This is a genomic window from Mesorhizobium sp. WSM3864, assembly GCF_002294955.1.
Taxonomy (GTDB): Bacteria; Pseudomonadota; Alphaproteobacteria; order Rhizobiales; family Rhizobiaceae; genus Mesorhizobium.
Genome location: NZ_NSGD01000002.1, coordinates 698,567 through 715,734, shown reverse-complemented (window position 1 = coordinate 715,734; position 17,168 = coordinate 698,567). Strand labels below are relative to the sequence as shown.

The 17,168-nt window shown below is 63.9% G+C and carries 13 protein-coding genes; 10 read left to right on the top strand and 3 right to left on the bottom strand.

Annotation, left to right across the window (positions count from 1 at the left end; translation table 11 throughout):
- Window positions 1-75: 75 nt before the first annotated feature.
- Window positions 76-1,749, bottom strand: coding sequence for an ABC transporter substrate-binding protein (locus CK215_RS07595; protein ID WP_095830621.1), 1,674 nt, complete (start codon window positions 1,747-1,749; stop codon window positions 76-78).
- A 500-nt stretch (window positions 1,750-2,249) separates the two neighbouring features.
- On the opposite strand from CK215_RS07595, the gene CK215_RS07590 reads away from it, so the two are divergent.
- Both CK215_RS07590 and hydA read left to right on the top strand, forming a co-directional pair.
- A complete protein-coding gene (locus CK215_RS07590) occupies window positions 2,250-4,670 on the top strand; it encodes an FAD-dependent oxidoreductase (RefSeq protein WP_095830540.1) in 2,421 nt (806 codons plus the stop codon).
- 54 nt (window positions 4,671-4,724) lie between these two features.
- Window positions 4,725-6,167 (top strand): dihydropyrimidinase, encoded by a 1,443-nt coding sequence (hydA, locus tag CK215_RS07585; RefSeq protein WP_095830539.1) that lies wholly within the window; start codon window positions 4,725-4,727, stop codon window positions 6,165-6,167.
- 40 nt (window positions 6,168-6,207) lie between these two features.
- Here the strand turns inward: hydA and CK215_RS07580 are convergent, their stop codons facing one another.
- Window positions 6,208-6,813, bottom strand: a complete 606-nt coding sequence (locus CK215_RS07580) for an alpha-ketoglutarate-dependent dioxygenase AlkB (RefSeq protein WP_095776324.1) — start codon at window positions 6,811-6,813, stop codon at window positions 6,208-6,210.
- 115 nt (window positions 6,814-6,928) lie between these two features.
- Between CK215_RS07580 and CK215_RS07575 the strand changes: the two genes are divergently transcribed.
- The 7 genes from CK215_RS07575 to CK215_RS07545 all read left to right on the top strand — a co-directional run bounded on the left by CK215_RS07575 (window position 6,929) and on the right by CK215_RS07545 (window position 15,770).
- A complete protein-coding gene (locus CK215_RS07575) occupies window positions 6,929-7,144 on the top strand; it encodes a KTSC domain-containing protein (protein ID WP_066989414.1) in 216 nt (71 codons plus the stop codon).
- A 405-nt stretch (window positions 7,145-7,549) separates the two neighbouring features.
- Complete coding sequence (locus CK215_RS07570) at window positions 7,550-8,119, top strand: (2Fe-2S)-binding protein (RefSeq protein ID WP_245418633.1); 570 nt, start codon at window positions 7,550-7,552, stop codon at window positions 8,117-8,119.
- Window positions 8,120-8,121: 2 nt separating this feature from the next.
- A complete protein-coding gene (locus tag CK215_RS07565; RefSeq protein WP_095830537.1) occupies window positions 8,122-9,144 on the top strand; it encodes a xanthine dehydrogenase family protein subunit M in 1,023 nt (340 codons plus the stop codon).
- Window positions 9,145-9,146: 2 nt separating this feature from the next.
- Window positions 9,147-11,426 (top strand): xanthine dehydrogenase family protein molybdopterin-binding subunit, encoded by a 2,280-nt coding sequence (locus CK215_RS07560; protein ID WP_095830536.1) that lies wholly within the window; start codon window positions 9,147-9,149, stop codon window positions 11,424-11,426.
- A 403-nt stretch (window positions 11,427-11,829) separates the two neighbouring features.
- Window positions 11,830-12,663: an S-formylglutathione hydrolase gene (fghA, locus tag CK215_RS07555; protein WP_095830620.1), complete on the top strand. Its 834-nt coding sequence runs from the start codon at window positions 11,830-11,832 to the stop codon at window positions 12,661-12,663.
- Window positions 12,664-12,915: 252 nt separating this feature from the next.
- Entirely contained in the window at window positions 12,916-15,465 is a 2,550-nt protein-coding gene (locus tag CK215_RS07550; RefSeq protein ID WP_095830535.1) for a caspase family protein, read from the top strand.
- Window positions 15,466-15,479: 14 nt separating this feature from the next.
- Complete coding sequence (locus CK215_RS07545; protein WP_095830534.1) at window positions 15,480-15,770, top strand: hypothetical protein; 291 nt, start codon at window positions 15,480-15,482, stop codon at window positions 15,768-15,770.
- 73 nt (window positions 15,771-15,843) lie between these two features.
- Here the strand turns inward: CK215_RS07545 and CK215_RS07540 are convergent, their stop codons facing one another.
- Entirely contained in the window at window positions 15,844-16,410 is a 567-nt protein-coding gene (locus tag CK215_RS07540) for a hypothetical protein (RefSeq protein ID WP_170950245.1), read from the bottom strand.
- A 173-nt stretch (window positions 16,411-16,583) separates the two neighbouring features.
- Here CK215_RS07540 and CK215_RS07535 point away from each other — a divergent pair, with 173 nt between their 5' ends.
- Complete coding sequence (locus CK215_RS07535; RefSeq protein WP_170950256.1) at window positions 16,584-17,117, top strand: OmpA family protein; 534 nt, start codon at window positions 16,584-16,586, stop codon at window positions 17,115-17,117.
- Window positions 17,118-17,168 lie beyond the last annotated feature (51 nt).

Sequence of the window (17,168 nt, the reverse complement as noted above, 5' to 3'; positions counted from 1 at the left end):
GCCGGACGTTTCCGTTCTGGGTGCGAGTGGAAAGGAACGCCCGGCCGTTCTGTCGCCGGCCGGGCGCAGCGTGGTCTAGGCGGAGGCGACCGCATAATCCTTGGCGAAGATGTACTGTGATGGATGCAGTTCGAAGCCCTGCACCTTCTTGTCCATGACGGTCGAGAAGATGCGCCAGAACGGCTGCACGATCGGGCCCTCGTCCTGCATGATCAGCTCGATCTTCTCCATCACCTTGCTGCGCTCCTTCGGGTCGAGAATGCCCTCGGCCTGGGTGAGCAGCTTGTCGAATTCGGCGTTCGAGAAATGCGATTCATTCCAGGCGGCATTGGAGCGGTAGGCGAGGCCGAGCGTCATGATGGCGAGCGGGCGGTGGCCCCAGGCGGTCAGGCTGAAGGGCGCGCTGGTCCACACTTCCCAGTACTGCGCGCTCGGCAGCGACTTGATGTTGGCCTTGATGCCGATGTCCTTCAGCTGTTCGGCCATCGCCTGTGTCGTGTTGAGCTCCCAGATCGGGTCGGGCCGCGTCACCAAATCCACTTCGAAACCGTCGGCATGGCCGGCGTCGGCCATCAGCTTCTTCGCCTTCTCGACGTCGCGCGGCCATTTGGGCAGCGCGGCATATTCGGGGTGCGACGGCGCCACATGGTGGTCCTCGGCCGGCGTGCCGGCGCCGAGCAGGACGGTCTGGATGATCTTGTCGCGGTCGAGCGCATGGCGCATGGCCTGGCGCACGCGCTTGTCCTTGAACTGCTCGACATCGGGATGCATGCGCATGACGATGGTTTGCGTCGTCTCGACCTTGTGGACCGAGACATGCGGGAAGGCCTTCATCGAATTGATCTGCACCGCGTCGGCTTCCGACAGGCCATCGACCTGCTTGGACGCCATCGCCGCGATGCCGGCGCCGGGATTGTCGCCGAGGTCGACGAATTCGAACGTGTCGAGATGCGCAGCACCGCCCCAATAATCGGCCCGCGCCTTGTACTTCGCGCCCTTGCCGACCGTGTATTCGACCATCTCGAACGGACCGGTGCCGTTGGCGCTCGGGCCGAAGGCGCCGTTGTCCTTCGGATCGAGGATGAACATCGGATAGTGGAAGAGATGTTCGGCGACCGCGATCTGCGGCGAGAACAGGTTCAGCCGCACCGTGCTGTCGTCGACCTTCTCGATCGCCTTGTCGGACCAGAGCCGGCTCGACTTCTTCGGATTGCCCTTGTCGTCCTTCTCGCCGGTATCGTACTCCTCGACGAGATAGCCGGTGAACAGGCCGAGCACCGAGGAGCCGACTTTGGGATCGCTGACACGCTTCAGGTTCCAGACCACGTCGTCGGCATTAAGCGCCCTGCCGTCACGCCATTTCACATCCTTGCGGATGTGCAGCGTCCAGGTCTTCAGGTCATCGCTGACGTCCCACTTCTCCAAGAGATAGGGGTGAGTGATGTTGTTGCGGTCGGTAAAGGTCAAATATTCGCAGACCTGGCGGATGACGTTGGATTTTTCGGCGAAGTCGGCCAGATGCGGATCCTTGATCTCCATGCAGCGCATGCCGATGCGCAAATTGCCGCCTTTCGGCAGGTCGCCGGCACGCGCTTGCGTCGCCGGGTCGATGATGCCGGCCATGGAATAGGCCGCGCCGGCCGAAAGCCCGAGCAGCGTCGACTTGCGCAAGAAGTCCCTGCGGCTGATCTCGCCCTCGTTAAGCTGATCGAGCAGTGTCGGAATATAGGGATGCGATGTCTTGTCCAAGGTCTCAACCTCCGAGTTGTCGCGATGCGCGTGCCGGACAGGGCGCTTCGGCGCTGTCTTTTCGACTGGTGCGGAACCGGTTTTGAAGGCCGCGGCGCGACCGCGCCGCCGGACCGTCAAGACGCATGGACGACGAGAGGCATGCCGGTCTGACCGGTCTGTCTCCGCGCTCGGAATGCAGGTCCATGGCGGGTGGCTCCCATTGGTGGCGCCGCTGGTCGCGGCTGCTCAATTCCCCGCCAAAAGCTACACCCGGCCTCTATGCCTACAAACGAAGATTGATGTGGCTATGACCTCGTTTTTTTTGCTCTTAACTGCCCCAAAAAGCAGCAGCCAGCCCCAATAGCAGGCTTTACAGTCGTTTCCCGAGCTTTCTACATTGCCGGCGTTCGAAAAAGTGGGGTCATGTTGTCGGCACAAGAGCCAGCACGAACCCCTGTTGTTATCCGGCCCGTCGCCCGGCCGTCCGGCTCCGGCACACAGCCACAAGGAACACGTAAATGCGGACCCATGCCCAGGCTGTTGTGATCGGCGGCGGCCTGATCGGATGCTCGATCCTCTATCATCTGACCAAGCACGGCTGGAGCGATGTCGTGCTGTTCGAGCGCGACGAGCTCACCTCGGGCTCGACCTGGCATGCTGCGGCCAACATTCACGGCTTGCACGACTCGACCAATATCAGCCGCCTGCAGCATTACACCATGGCGCTCTACAAGGAGCTCGAGAAGGAGACTGGTCAGGGCTGCGGCATCTTCCAGCCGGGATCGCTTTATCTCGCCCAGACCGAGGCGCGTGAACATCAGCTCCGGCTGCAGGAAGCCAAAGCGCGCCGCTACAAGATGAACTTCTACGAGGTCGACCGGGCGGAGGCCGAGCGGCTGCACCCGCTCGTCGACTTCGACGGCATACGCTGCATCATGTACGAACCCGAAGGCGGCAATGTCGATCCTTCGGGCGTGACGGCCGCCTACGCGGCCGGCGCGCGCCAGCGTGGCGCCGAAATCCACCGCTTCACCGCGGTGACCGGAACGGAGCAGCAGCCGGACGGCAGCTGGATCGTGCGCACCACCAAGGGCGACGTCCGCACGCAATGGGTGGTGAACGCCGCCGGTCTGTGGGCGCGTGAGGTCGGCGCCATGGCCGGGTTGGCGCTGCCGCTCATCCCGACCGAGCACCAGTATTTCGTCACCGAGACCATCCCGGAGATCGCCTCGATGGGCCGGCGCCTGCCTTCGGTCGCCGACCGCGATGGCGAATATTACCTGCGTCAGGAGGGCCTCGGCCTGCTGATCGGCGCCTATGAGCGGGCGATGAAATTCTGGGCCGAGGACGGGACGCCGCAGGATTTCGGCCACGAGCTGTTCCCGGACGATCTGGAACGCATCGAGGAGAACATGATGCGCGCGATCGCCCGCGTGCCGGCGGTCGGCGCCGCCGGCGTCAAGAGGGTGATCAACGGACCGATGATCTGGTCGCCGGACAGCGCCGCGCTGTTCGGCCCGGTTCCGGAGCTGCGCAACTATTTCTGCTGCGCCGGCATCATTCCGGGCTTTTCGCAATCCGGCGGCCTCGGGCGCCTGGCGGCCGAGTGGATGATCGAGGGCGAGCCGACGCTCGACATGTTCGGCTGGGATCTCGCCCGCTTCGGCCACTGGGCGGGCAAGGCATTCGTCAAGGCGCGCGTGCAGGACCAGTACAGCCATCGCTTCAAGATCCATTTCCCGAACGAGGAGCGCGCTGCGGGCCGGCCTGTGCGCATACGGCCGGCCTATTCCATGCAGAAGGAAAACGGCGCGGTGTTCGGCCTGAACTTCGGTTGGGAGCATCCGCTGTGGTTCTCGATCGACGGCGAGCCGCGCGAGGAGACGATCGGCTTCACCAGGCAGAACTGGTGGCACCCTGTCGGCCGCGAGGCGCGGATGTTGCGCGACCATGTCGGCATCATCGACATCTCCAACTTCGCCAAATACGAGGTGAAGGGGCCGGGCGCCGAGGCCTGGCTGAACGCGCTTTTCGCCAACAAGATTCCGTCGCGGGTCGGACGATCCTGCCTGACGCCGCTGATCGGCAAGCGCGGCGGCATCGCCGGCGACTTCACCGTCACCAAGCTGGCGGAGGACGAGTATCGCGTCTTCGGCTCCGGCATGGCCGAGCGCTATCATCAGCGTTTCTTCAAGATGCTGCCCTTGCCGGAGGGCACGACGTTCCGCTCGCTCACCGAGGACATATGCGGCTTCAACGTCGCCGGGCCGAAGTCGCGCGCGGTGCTGCAGCGCCTGACCAATGACGATTTGACGACGGCGTCGTTCCCCTTCATGGCCTCGCGCCGCATCACCGTTGCCGGCCTCGATGTCATTGCGCTGCGCGTCTCCTTCACCGGCGATCTCGGCTGGGAGCTCTATTGCGAGGAGAAGGACCAGACCGCTCTTTACAACGCCCTGCTCGACGCGGCGCGTCAGGAAGGCGGCGGGCCGGTCGGCTCGCGCGCGCTGATGTCGCTAAGGGTGGAGAAGGGCTATGGCAGCTGGGGCCGCGAATACTCGCCCGAATACTGGCCGCAGGAGGTCAAGTTCGACCGCCTGATCAAGATGGATAAGGGCGACTTCCTCAACCGCGACGCCTACGCCGCGCTGGCATCGAAGCCGTCCCGCGACGAGCTGATCATGATCTCGATCGAGGCGAAGGATGCCGACGCCACGGGCGGCGAGCCGATCTTCCTTCCCGATGGCACGCCGGTCGGCCAGGTCACGTCTGGCGCCTACGGCTATCATGTCGGGATGTCGCTGGCGCTCGGCTATGTGAAGGCCGGCTCGGTGAAATCGGGCGATGCCGTCACCGTCGCGATCCTCGGCCGGCCGCATAATGCCGTGTTGCTCGACAGGCCGCCCTTCGATCCCGATGGCAAGCGGCTGAGGGCCTGACCGGTGCTTGCCCGCCCGGTGACCCGCAACAGCACAGCGGCGTGAGCGGCACGAATGGCGCGGCGCTCGCATCAGCTGGTCGTAAAAGGCGGTAGGGTCGCTTTCGATGACGGTTGGCGAGATTGCGACGTCGGCATCGATGACGGCCGCATTGCCGCGATAGATTCAGGCCTGCAAGGTGGGCAAACCATTGACGCCGCGGGCCTGTGGGTGATGCCGGGCGGCATCGATGCCCACTGCCATCTCGACCAGCCTGTTTGGGGCGGGGCCGGTAACGCCGACGATTTTGAATCGGGCTCCATCTCGGCCGCATTCGGCGGTACGACCTGCATTGTGCCCTTCGGTATGCCGGGTCCGAATATGACCACTGTGGATGCGCTCGAACGGGCGATGGGTTGCGCGGCCGGCCGTTCCATCGTCGACTACGGCCTCCATGCGGTGGTGACGACGGGGACCGGCGCCAACGTCGAGTTACAACTTAGCCAATTGGCCGGGCATGGCATCGCTTCGGTCAAGCTTTTCATGACCTACCAGGGCTTCGCGGTCGACGACGACCTGTTCTTCACCGTGCTCGATACGGCGAGGAAGCTCGGCTGGATTGTCATGGTTCATGCCGAGAACGATGCCGCCATTCGGCGCACGCGGCAGCGGCTGATCGAGCTTGGCCGCACCGAGATGCGCTATCACGCCGTGGCGCACAGCGAGATCATGGAGCGCGAGGCGACCCATAGGGCTCTGGCGCTGGCGGAGATGACCGGCGCCCGCATGACCATCGTCCACGTGTCGTCGCAACAGTCCGCCGAGGAGGTCGCGCGGGCGCGTCAGCGCGGCGTCGACGTCGCGGCCGAAACCTGCCCGCAATACCTCTTCCTCGGTGCCGCGGACCTCGACCGCCCAGGCAGGGACGCTGCCCGCTTCGTCTTTTCGCCGCCGCCGCGCACGCCGCATAGCCGCGAGCATCTCTGGCGGCTGCTGGCGGACGGCGGCATCGACCTCTGGTCGTCCGATCATTCGCCCTATTATTTCGCCGACAAGATCGGCAAGGCGCCGGAGCCAGGTTTCACCACGACATTGAGCGGTATTCCGGGCCTGGAAACCAGGCTGCCGCTGCTGTTTTCCGAAGGGCTGCTGACGGGGCGCCTTTCGCTGCAGCGATATCTGGATCTGACCTCGCGCAATGCCGCCGCGATCTACGGTCTCGACCACCGCAAGGGTCGCATCGCCCCCGGCCTGGACGCTGATCTCGCGCTCTGGGACCCGGCACGCAAGTGGACCATCGGCCACGAAATGCTGCACTCGCGCGTCGACTTTTCGCCTTACGAAGGCAAGGCGGTGACGGGCAAGCCGATCACCGTGCTGCTGCGTGGTGAGCCGCTGATCGCGGGCGAAAAGCTGCAGGCGCAAGCTGGTTTCGGCGGCTTCGTCGCGCGCCGTCCGTCCGATCCGGCAAAGGCCGGCACGGCTGTGGAGGACACCACGCCATGGCTCGACCCCTGATTAGGCGACTTGGAGTATCGGGCCTGGCAGAACGTCGGACTTACAGCTTGGGTCGCAAGGTCCGAAATGTGACCGAGTAGCGGTGTTCTGCGAGCGGCGGAATGCTGTGCTCCCATTCGTTGCGCGCCGGACCGGCCATGAGATAGGCGGATCTCGGCTCGACCTCGATCACCTGCCGGTCCCATGTCGCGCCGTTCCTGCGGCGCAGCCGGAAACTGCAGGATGCCAGCAGGGAGACGCCTGCGACGAGCTCGAAATGGGGCTTGTCGCGATGCCAGCCGATGCCCGCGCCAGGCCGGTATTCGTTGATCAGCACCTGCGAGAATTCCGACGCGGGCCGACCGGCGAAGACGGCGACCTTGTCGCGAAGCGGCAGCAGGAAGTCGGGTATGGCCGGTGCTTCCACGACCTCGCGGCGGTCGTAGTCGTAACGCAGCCCGAAGCCGATAACCTGCCTGTTGGCAAGATGGCCATGGAAGTCGAAGGGCTTGAACGGCAGGCCTTCGATGCAGCGGACCAACGCGCTTTCTTCGTTACGCGTGATCAGCTCCGGCCGGTAGCGGAATCCTTCCGGCAGGCTGTTCGGGATACCGAAAAGATCTCCTTGGCGGACTTGCGCCGTGGCGCTCGATTTCGTTGACGGCATAAACCTCAGATAGGCAATTCGGCGGGTCTCGCAAGGCCCTGATCCGTCGGCAGCCGGTGCGACGGAACCCATTGACAGCTACGGGAATTACGCATTGGCCAACGGGGCGCTTGCTATGCCTTCCACCGCCATCCGGAACATCTATTACGACCCGGCGACGAAGATCCTTTCGGTATGGTTCGTCCCGAGCGGCGACCGCTATGACTATGAGCAGGTTGAGGCCGAGACCTACGCGGCATTCAAGGCTGCTCGGTCCAAGGGCCGGTTCTTCAACGAGTTCCTGCGCGACCGATACAGCTTCCATCTGGTCGCGCACGGACCGCGGCATTGAACCAAAGCCCGCTCCCATGCCCTGCTCGAAACCACCCCTCCTGTCGTTGGGCAGGGCCTGTTAGCCTTATTGCTGAGCTACGGTTCGAACTGGAGAATTGGTATCTACCGGTGTGACTTTCGATCGGTTGGTGCGAGCTTGCGCAGCGCCGGTGCGCACCGCCGAGTGGCAGTCAACCTCACTTGCGCGGAACGTTCCTCTGCTGTCCCGGCGTGCTCTGCCTCCGACTTCCGTCGATGCTGTCACAGTCTCGTGAGCTTCCGGGCCTTCGCCTGCAAAATTCGGAACAATGCCCCCGTTGAGAGGTTAGCGCCCCATAGCCAGCCCCGATGACAGCCGGCCTGGGAGCGAGCCATGTCCCGAATTTCCGCGCCAAGCACGACCGGCCTCAGCCGGCGAAGCTTCATGACAGCTACTGTCTCAGCCGCCGCGGCGGCGCCCTTGCTCAGCTCCCCAACGAGAGCGGAAAAACCGGCCGCGACCCGTTCCGGCTTGAGGGAAACGGTCGCGGTGTCCTTGCGCATCAACAAGCAGCCTTACGAGCTTTCACTGGATGCCAGGACCAGCCTGCTTGACACCCTGCGGGACCATGTCGGCCTTACCGGCACGAAAAAAGGTTGCGATCATGGGCAGTGCGGCGCCTGCACCGTTCTGGTGGACGGAAAGCGCGTGCTCTCCTGCTTGAGCTTCGCCGTGATGAACGACGGCAAGGAGGTGACGACCGTCGAAGGGCTTGCCTCGAGCGACGGCAAGCTGCATCCGATGCAGCAGGCCTTCATCGACCACGACGCGTTCCAGTGCGGCTACTGCACGCCGGGTCAGATCATGTCGGCCATCGGCTGCGTCAACGAAGGCCACGCCAACTCCGAGGACGACATCCGCGAATATATGAGCGGCAATATCTGCCGCTGTGCGGCCTATCCGAACATCGTCGCCGCGCTCGTCCAGGCGCGCGATCAGGCGAGAGGAACCTGACGATGCGCCCCTTCATCTATGAACGGCCGACGGACGTATCCGCCGCGGTCGCCATCGCGTCCCGCTTTACGGCCGAGGACGACCAGCCGACGCGGGCGAACGCGCAGTTCATCGCAGGCGGCACCAATCTTGCCGACTATATGAAACTTGGGGTGGCGGCGCCCAACCGGTTGCTGGACCTCAACCGTCTTGAAGAGCCGGCGCTCAGGCAAATCCGAGTTACCGACGACGGCGTGCGCTTCGGCGCCCTGGTGCGGATGGGCGAGGCTGCCGACCATGGCGAAGTCAAACGCCGCTATCCCGTCATTGCCGATAGTTTGCGGCTGGCGGCAAGCGGCCAGATCCGCAACATGGCGAGCCTGGCCGGCAACATGCTGCAGCGAACGCGCTGCGAATATTTCCGCGAGCCCTCCTGGGCCTGCAACAAGCGGGTGCCGGGTTCGGGTTGCGCGGCGATGGAAGGCTTCAACCGCCAGCACGCGGTGCTGGGCGCCAGCGATGCCTGCATTGCCACCTATCACGGCGACTTTGCCCAGGCTTTGATTGCGCTCGATGCCGTTATTCGAGCCGAGGGGTCTCGCGGAGCGCGCGAAATTCCCTTTGCCAGGCTGCATCGGCTGCCCCGCGACACGCCGCATATCGAGACGGATCTGGCGGCGGACGAGATCATCACCGCCATCGAGGTGCCTGCCTTACCGTGGGCCCGGCGCTCGCATTACCTGAAGATCCGCGACCGCGAGTCTTATGCTTTTGCGCTGGCCTCGGCGGCCGTTGCGCTCGACCTCGACGGCGACAGCGTCCGCGAGGCAAGGATTGCGCTCGGCGGGCTGGCGACGGTGCCGTGGCGCGCCGGCGAGGCCGAAGCGGCCCTGCAGGGCAAGAAGCTCGACGAGGCATCGGCAGGTGCGGCGGCGGACGCTGCCTTTGCCGATGCCGAACCGCGCCAGCACAATGCGTTCAAGGTCGAGCTCGGCAAGCGGACGCTGGTGCGCGCGCTGCTCGAAACGCGAGACATGAAGGTGTGACCATGGACCCAGCCGCTCCGAAGCCCAAGGAGAACATGGGCGAACCGCTGCCTCGCGTCGATGCGCGGCTGAAAGTCACCGGGCAAGCCCACTATCCGGCAGACCTGCCGACGGCAAACCTAGCCTATGGCGCGCTCGCCACCAGCAGCATCGCCAAGGGCAGGGTGACGAAGCTTCACCTGGACGATGCCCGTGCCGTGCCCGGCCTTCTCGACATCGTCACTTATGGCGACATGGACAAGGTCGAGAAGCCGAAATTCGGCAACGCCGGCGCGACCTCGATCGGACCGCTGCATGACAGGACGATTTTCCACGACGGCCAGATCATCGCCTTGGCCGTTGCCGAGACATTCGAGGCGGCGGAGGAGGCGGCCCAGTTGATCCGCGCCGATTACGAGCAAGAGAAGCCGTCCGCGAGTTTCGATAGTCCCGGCACCAAAACCATTCCCGCCGCCGGCAAGAGTCCGCTGTTCAAGGAGGATGTGAAAGCAGGCGATTTCGACGCCGCCTATGCAGCCGCGGCGGTCAGGATCGACGCTCGGTATTCAACGCCCACCCAGCACCACAACCCGATCGAGCTGTTCTCCACGACGGCATTTTGGCAGGGCGATCAGCTCATCGTCCACGAGCCGTCCCAGAACGTCACCGGCTGGAAGGCCGAACTTGCGAGAGAATTGAAAATCGATCCGGCCAATGTGCGCATCGTCAGTCCCTTCATCGGCGGCGCCTTCGGCTCAAAAGGACCGATGACGCCGCGCACCGCCATCGTCGCAGTAGCCGCAAAACGTCTCGGGCGTCCCGTGCGCTGCGTGACGAGCCGCATGCAGGCTTTCGGCACACAGACTTACCGGGCCGAAACCCGCCACCGCATCCGGATCGGCGCCGGCAAGGACGGCCGCATCACCGCTTTCGCGCACGAAGGATGGGAGGTGACATCGCGCCCTGATCCCTATGTTGTCGGCGGCACCTCGGCGACCGGCCGCATGTACGACTACGGCTCGGTGTTGACGCATGTGTCGCTGGTCCAGGCAGATCGCAACACGCCGGGCTACATGCGTTCGCCGCCCGAGACACCTTACGTCTACGCGCTGGAAAACGCGATGGACGAGATGGCGGTGGCGCTTGGCATGGACCCGGTCGAGTTCCGCCGCATCAATGAGCCGAAGGCGGAACCGATCGGCAAGAAGCCCTTCTCCAGCCGCTCGCTGATTCAATGCTATGAACAGGCGGCCAATGCCTTCGGCTGGGCGAAGCGGGACCCCAAGGTCGGCGCGATGCGCGACGGCGACTGGCTGATCGGCATGGGCTGCGCCACCGCCATCTACCCCACCGCGGTGGCACCATGCGCGGCGCGCGTGCGCCTGACGTCGGATGGCGATGTGCGGGTGCAATGCGGCTCGCATGAGATCGGCACCGGCGTCCGGACAGTGGCCGCCCAGATGGCCTCGGAACGTCTTGGCGTTCCGATCGACAAGGTGATCGTCGAAATGGGCGACAGCAGCCTGCCTCCGGCCCCGGTCTCAGGTGGTTCGATTTCCACCGCAAGCGTCTGCTCGGCGGTTCTGAAGGCTTGCGATGCCATCCGGGCGAAGCTCTCCGCCGGAGCCGCGGCCGAAGGCGGCCCGCTTGCCGGCTCACATAACGAGGAACTGGACCTTGACGGCGGCGAGATTGCGGCCAGGGGCGGAGCGTCCGCGAAGATCGAGGACGTCTTCAAGGCGATGCAAATTGGCGCGATCGAGGAATATGCCGAGTTTGCCCCGAAAGGCTCGACGCCTGAGGCAGTGAAGAAACTCTATGCCGGTCAGTCGGAATTCCATGGCGGCGATCAGGACGAGGACTCGGTGAAATACGCCTTCGGCGCGGAGTTCGTCGAAGTTCGCATCAACAGCTATACTCGGGAAATCCGTGTGCCGCGCATCGTCGGCGCTTTCGCGGCCGGCCGCATCATGAACACGCGCACCGCGCGCAGCCAGCTGATGGGCGGCATGATCTGGGGCATCGGCCAGGCGCTGCATGAAGCGACCGAGGTCGACAGGCGCTATGCCCGCTACGTCAACCGCGACCTGCAGGATTACCTCGTGCCGGTCAACGCCGACATCAGGGACCTGCAGGTGATCCTGGTCCCGGAGGTAGACCACGCCGTCAATCCGGCCGGCGTCAAAGGCTTGGGCGAACTCGGCAATGTCGGTACCGCCGCCGCCGTTGCCAGCGCGGTCTACCACGCGACGGGCAAGCGCATCCGCGATCTGCCGATCAGGATCGACCAGCTTATCGCTTGACGATGCGGCGAGCGGCAGCGCGCCGCGATCTGCTCATCAATCCGCTGATTGCCGAGCCGCCGGTGCAATCGAGCACCCCCACCCGCATTGCACCGGCGGATAGCTTCCGTTCACAACCCGTCGAATTTTCCCTGCCCGCTTGCCAGCGAGCGCCCCGCTTCGGTTTCGGCGAAGCAAAGGACAGAAAAAGACTTCTTTTTGCGATCCGGCCCGGATGTTCTCTTGCCGACCTAGAACACGCGAAGGCTCGCCTGGGAGGCGACGCATAACAAGAGCGGCTCGAAATGTCCGCCCTTCCGCCGTTCGATCGCGCATCTGCGCCGTTTTGGCGAGGTGCAAGGTTGCGGGCGCCGGGTCCGGCAGCTATGTCGGGCCGGACATTCCCGGCGAGAAGGCAGAACCGATGAACGTCCTTTCCACGTCCAAATCGCACGGCGGCATCCAGGGCGTCTATTCGCACGCGTCGGAAGTCTGCGCTTGCGACATGACCTTTGCCGTCTTCGTGCCACCCCAGGCGAAGGACGGGCCTTTGCCGGTTTTGTGGTATCTCTCGGGGCTCACCTGCACCCATGCCAATGTCATGGACAAGGGCGAATACCGGCGCCTGGCGGCCGAGCTTGGACTCGTCGTCGTCTGCCCCGACACCAGCCCGCGCGGTCCGGACGTTCCCGATGAGAAGGACAATTGGCAGTTCGGCTGCGGCGCCGGCTTCTATGTCGATGCCACGCAAGCGCCCTACGCGAAGAACTATCGCATGTACTCCTACGTCACCGAGGAGTTGCCGGCGCTCGTCGCCGCCAAATTCCCGGTCGACATTTCGCGCCAGTCGATCTTCGGCCATTCGATGGGCGGGCACGGCGCGCTGACCATCGCGCTAAAGAACCCTGAGCGCTTCCGGAGCTGCTCGGCCTTCGCGCCGATCGTGCAGCCGACAACGGCGGGCTGGTCGCGGCCGGCGCTGGAAAAATATCTGGGATCAGACGAAAAGAGCTGGCGCGCCCATGACGCCACGCTGCTCATCGAGGACGGCCATCGTTACGGCGAACTGCTCGTCGACCAGGGCAGCGCCGACGGCTTCCTCCAGGATGGTCTTCGTCCCTGGCTGCTCGAAGAGGCGTGCAAAAAGGCCGGCATCGCGCTGAAGTTGCGCATGCAGGAGGGCTACGATCATTCCTACAATTTCATCTCGACCTTCATGGACGATCATTTGAAGTGGCACGCCGCGCGGATGGCATAGGCAGCGCAAACGCCCGGCAGCCCTGAACCTGAAGTTGGATAGCCGCGACGCAATCCGACGATCCAACGCGTCTTCTCATTGCGGTGAATAGGTCTCTGGAGTAATTTAGTACTTGGTTGGATGAGACGCATGCCCGCTGTCGTTATGCATGCGGTCTGCTCTGGTCCCGGCAGATTGTGAACTCTTTAACAGACCTCGGCGCCGCAAGCTGCGTTCCTGTGGCCGACAGGTCATAGCAGTTAAGGATTTGCCATGCTGCGATGCTGCGCGTTCCTTGCAGCCCTGGTTCTCGTGAGCTTCACGGCCTTCGAAGCTCATGCGGAGCGCAGGGTCGCCTTTGTGATCGGCAATTCCGAATACCGCGACATCCCGGCTCTCAAGAACCCGGACAAGGATGCCGAGGATGTGTCGAACACATTCCGCCTGGCCGGCTTCGACGTGTTCGTCGCCAAGGATCTCACCAAGCTTCGGTTCGAGGAGCAGTTCCGCAACTATCTCGCCGCGGCGGACGGTGCCGATCTCGCCGTCGTCTACTATTCGGGCCACGGTTTTCAGATCGGCGGCGAGAATTTCCTCATCCCGGTCGATGCCTCGCTCAAGGCCGCGGCCGACATCGAGGTCCAGGCGATCAAGCTCGACGACGTGCTGGAGCAGCTGCGGGCGAAATCGAAAATCCAGGTGATCATCCTCGATGCCTGCCGCAACAATCCGTTCCCGCGCAAGGACTATTGGTTGCGCGACCAGCTGATTGCCGCGGGCGGCACCGGACTTGCGCAGGTGAAGAGCTCGCTGAACACGCTGATTGCCTTCGCCACCGAGCCGGGAGCCGTCGCCTATGACGGAGCGGATGATCTCAGCCCGTTCTCGTCCGCCTTCTCGCGCCGGGCGCTGGCGCCCAACCAGGAAATCCGCACGGTGATGGCGGCGGTCCGCCGCGACGTGGTCAAAGCCACCGATGGCAAGCAGGTTCCTTGGGAGAATTCGTCGCTGATCGACGAGGTGGTGCTGATGCGCCGCGCCAGTCGACCGGCACTGCCGCCGGTGCTGGAAAAGGTCGTGCCGTCGGGCGTCGGCCCGGTGGCGCTTGACCTGCCGGAGCCGGTCGATGTCGACGGCGGCGCGGTCACCGTCAGCATCGAAAGGCCGCCGGCGCTTGGACGCCTGACGCTGGACGGCAAGCCTGTCGCTATCGGCCAGCCGATTGCGGGCAAGGATCTGCCGCGCCTTAAGATGGACGTGCCGAAAGGATCCGGCGCGCAGGAAGAGGTCGACATGCTGGCCTATGCCACGCATGACAATTGGGGCGGTCAATCCCAAGGTATCCTGGTGTTTCGGGTCAAGAACGGGAACGCCGCCGAAGGGCAGCAGCTCATGGCTTCGCTCGAGGCCGAGCAGGAGCAGCAGGTGCTGGAGCGCGGCATTCACATCACCGGCGCCGCCGAGGCGATCGAGAACCGTGACGTAAGCGTCCCGGTCGGTGTCGGCCCTGTGCCGCTGAAGCTCGTTTTCCCGACCAAGGATCCCACCGTCAGCGTGAAGCTTGCAAGCTATCCGGCAACGGGAACGCTGTCGCTGCCGGACCGGACCTTGTCTCCGGATTCAAGCCTGATGGCCGATGAAGTCGACCACTTGCGCTACGAACCCCAGATCGGCGCCGTCAAGCCGCTGAGCGTCGGCTTCGAAATAAGGGCCGACAACACGCCGTCGAAGCCGGCGACGATGAAACTGTCGCCAAGCGTCGACGCCTGTGACAGGGAGGCCGGCGAGCCTCTCGACCTGCAGGGCGTCGTCCCCGGCCTGCTGCCGAACGAAATCAGCAGCAACGCCGTGGATGTCTGCCGGGCAGCGGTGAAAGCCTATCCCGACGTCGGCCGCTTCCGTTACCAGCTCGGGCGTGCGCTGCTTGTTGCCGGCAAGGTCGAGGAGGCCAAGAAGGCCATCCAGGAAGCTGCCGACAGGGGGCATGTCCGGGCGGTGTTCGAGCTTGGCTACCTCAACGCCACGGGAACGGGAATGCCCGTCAATCGCAAGCAGGCCAATACCTTCTATGCCGCAGCGTCCGACAAGGGCGATCCCTATGGAATGACCTCGTGGGGTCGCGCTTTGTTCAACGGCTATGGCGTCGATCGTGATGCCACCAAGGGCCTGGACCTGCTGCTCAAAGCGGCGGCGATGGGGCACACCTATGCCATGAACGACCTCGCCGCGATTTTTACGGAAGGTCGTAACGGCGTACCTGCCGATCCGGCTCGCGCCGTGGCCTTCCTCAAAGCGGGCGTCGAACGGCAGGACATGTATTCGATGAACCTGCTCGGCCGAAATTATCTCGCCGGCACTGGGGTTGAGAAGGATCCCAAGAGCGCGCTCGATCTCTTCCAGAAATCCATGGATCTCGGCCAACCCTACGCTCCCGGCAGCTTGGCGCGTATGTACAGGGACGGTGTCGGTGTGCAGCAGGACCTTGCTGAGGCGCAACGCCTTTTCGAGGTAGCGACCGACCGCGGTGATCAGTCGGCCGCATATGATCGCGCGGCTCTGGAACTGCAGCGGGGCGACAAGGCGGACCAGCCTCTCGCCGTACGTTACCTTGCTTTCGCGGCGGCGCTCGATGTTCGCAACGAAATTCCAGATGCCAAGGCCACGCTGGCGAAGTTCGGAGCTAAAGCGAAAACGGCGGCCCTGAAACAGCTGCGTGGGGAACTCAAATCAAAGATTTCGGCGGAAGGCTCGTTGGACGTTCAACTGGTCAAGACGGCCAGAGCGGTCTGGGAGCAAGCCAATCCGCGTCGGGACTTGTTCTGATCAACAAGGAGGCAATGGTGGGCAGGGCATCGAAACTGGCAATCATCGCAGCATTCCTAACTGGAGTTCTGGCTGTCGCGGGGTGCACCGCCGTGACGCCCCAGGTCGAACCGGAGCCGACGACGAAGCAAAAAGTCGTTCGGACAACGACCACGCCAAAGGTGATCAAGCAGAAGAAGGTCACCGCGAAGAAGCCGATCGAACCGGCGGAGGTAACAACTGAAGCTCCGCCTCCAGTTATTCCAGCGATGGGCGGAGGCGGTAGCGGCGGCAATAGTGGTGGTGGCGGCGGCTGGGGAGGTTGACCCCAAGGGGCGCAAGGCGGCTATACGTGATCGCCGACATTCGAGCAGGCTTGGCTAGTTTGAGCAGGCTTGGCTAGTAAGCATCGGCTGGTTGCTGCTGCGCCTCCATCTCCGCCATCTGGATGCCCATTTCGACAAAGGCTGAAAGCACGGCAAACCGGTCCGCGAGCGATACCCGCGCAAGGCCTGCCAGTATCCCCGCGCCGACGGCATGGGCGGTCGGAAATTCGGCTGTCGCCTGATCGATGCCCGAGTCGCCGTCGCGCCAGCCTGCTGCCAAAGCGATCCAGGAAACCGGCGTCGCGGGCGGCACCTCAACGGCCTGGGCCACCGCCTCGCGATGGTCGGGATTGCCGGGTTCGCCGACCCAGTCGCCGACGAGCGCAAGCAATTCGAGGTCCGTGTCGCCGAGGAGCTCGGCAAGGTTGCTTAGGCACTCATGCGCCCACCAGATCGCGGCCCGCTCGGGCAGCAGATAGGCGCAGAAGGTGATTGCTTCCTCCGGCACGCGCCCGGCGAGCAGCGCCCGGCAAAACTCGATCGAGGGCTGGTCTGTCGGGACCGCTTTCATGTCCCGGGCAATGGCCGGGCAAGCGTTGAAGAGATCCCGCGCCGTCCTGAACCGGAGCCCCCTCGCCATGGCTGCCACGCCCTTATTAGGAATAGAGATACTGAAGCCCCGGCGGAGGCGCTGGTCAAGCATTAGCTTAGCAAATGACGAGCGCTCGCAGCGTGTGTTTGTTCACAGACAACCGGCGCGAGATTTGCTATCGTCCGCCGCAGCGAGATCCGCTCAAACAGGGAGTAACGGTCATGCGGTGGGCCAGTTCAGCCTTTGCATTGGCGGCCGTGCTTTTTTCGACGCACGTTTCCGCTGATCCGCTTCAGAAATCCGAAGACATCGTGAAGTTCTTCACCGGCGCGGGCAATCTCGGCGCGACGCGCGGGATTTGCGTCGGCACTGAAGAAGAGTGCAAGAGCAAGAACGACCAGACAGCGGCCCCGACCAAAACCGGGCTCGACATGATGATCAATTTCGCGCTGGATTCGGCCCAGCTCGACCAGACCGCGCGCACCGAGCTCGACGAGTTCGCCAAGGCGCTGAAAGACAACCGGTTGAGTTCGTTCAGCTTCGTTGTCGAAGGCCACACCGATGCTTCCGGTTCGGATCGCTACAATCAGGAGCTGTCGCAGCGCAGGGCGAAATCGGTTGCCGCATTCCTGACCGCGAACGGCGTACAGGCCACCCGGCTCGAAGCTATTGGTCTCGGCAAGTCGCACCCGCGCGTCGCCAATCCCTACGATCCGGTGAACCGCCGGGTCGAGATGCGGATCAGGACGGAATAAGCCGCGCAAATCACTCACGCTGCGAACAGCGATCTGCGGTAGTGCGGCAGA

What these genes read in the sequence shown, in the direction of transcription:
- CK215_RS07570 (WP_245418633.1), top strand. Translation starts at nt 7,550, where the DNA reads ATGACAGCTACTGTCTCAGCCGCCGCGGCGGCGCCCTTGCTCAGCTCC.
- hydA (WP_095830539.1), top strand. Translation starts at nt 4,725, where the DNA reads ATGGCGCGGCGCTCGCATCAGCTGGTCGTAAAAGGCGGTAGGGTCGCT.
- CK215_RS07535 (WP_170950256.1), top strand. Translation starts at nt 16,584, where the DNA reads ATGCGGTGGGCCAGTTCAGCCTTTGCATTGGCGGCCGTGCTTTTTTCG.
- CK215_RS07575 (WP_066989414.1), top strand. Translation starts at nt 6,929, where the DNA reads ATGCCTTCCACCGCCATCCGGAACATCTATTACGACCCGGCGACGAAG.
- CK215_RS07560 (WP_095830536.1), top strand. Translation starts at nt 9,147, where the DNA reads ATGGACCCAGCCGCTCCGAAGCCCAAGGAGAACATGGGCGAACCGCTG.
- fghA (WP_095830620.1), top strand. Translation starts at nt 11,830, where the DNA reads ATGAACGTCCTTTCCACGTCCAAATCGCACGGCGGCATCCAGGGCGTC.
- CK215_RS07550 (WP_095830535.1), top strand. Translation starts at nt 12,916, where the DNA reads ATGCTGCGATGCTGCGCGTTCCTTGCAGCCCTGGTTCTCGTGAGCTTC.
- CK215_RS07580 (WP_095776324.1), bottom strand. Translation starts at nt 6,813, where the DNA reads ATGCCGTCAACGAAATCGAGCGCCACGGCGCAAGTCCGCCAAGGAGAT.
- CK215_RS07565 (WP_095830537.1), top strand. Translation starts at nt 8,122, where the DNA reads ATGCGCCCCTTCATCTATGAACGGCCGACGGACGTATCCGCCGCGGTC.
- CK215_RS07590 (WP_095830540.1), top strand. Translation starts at nt 2,250, where the DNA reads ATGCGGACCCATGCCCAGGCTGTTGTGATCGGCGGCGGCCTGATCGGA.
- CK215_RS07540 (WP_170950245.1), bottom strand. Translation starts at nt 16,410, where the DNA reads ATGGCGAGGGGGCTCCGGTTCAGGACGGCGCGGGATCTCTTCAACGCT.
- CK215_RS07545 (WP_095830534.1), top strand. Translation starts at nt 15,480, where the DNA reads ATGGTGGGCAGGGCATCGAAACTGGCAATCATCGCAGCATTCCTAACT.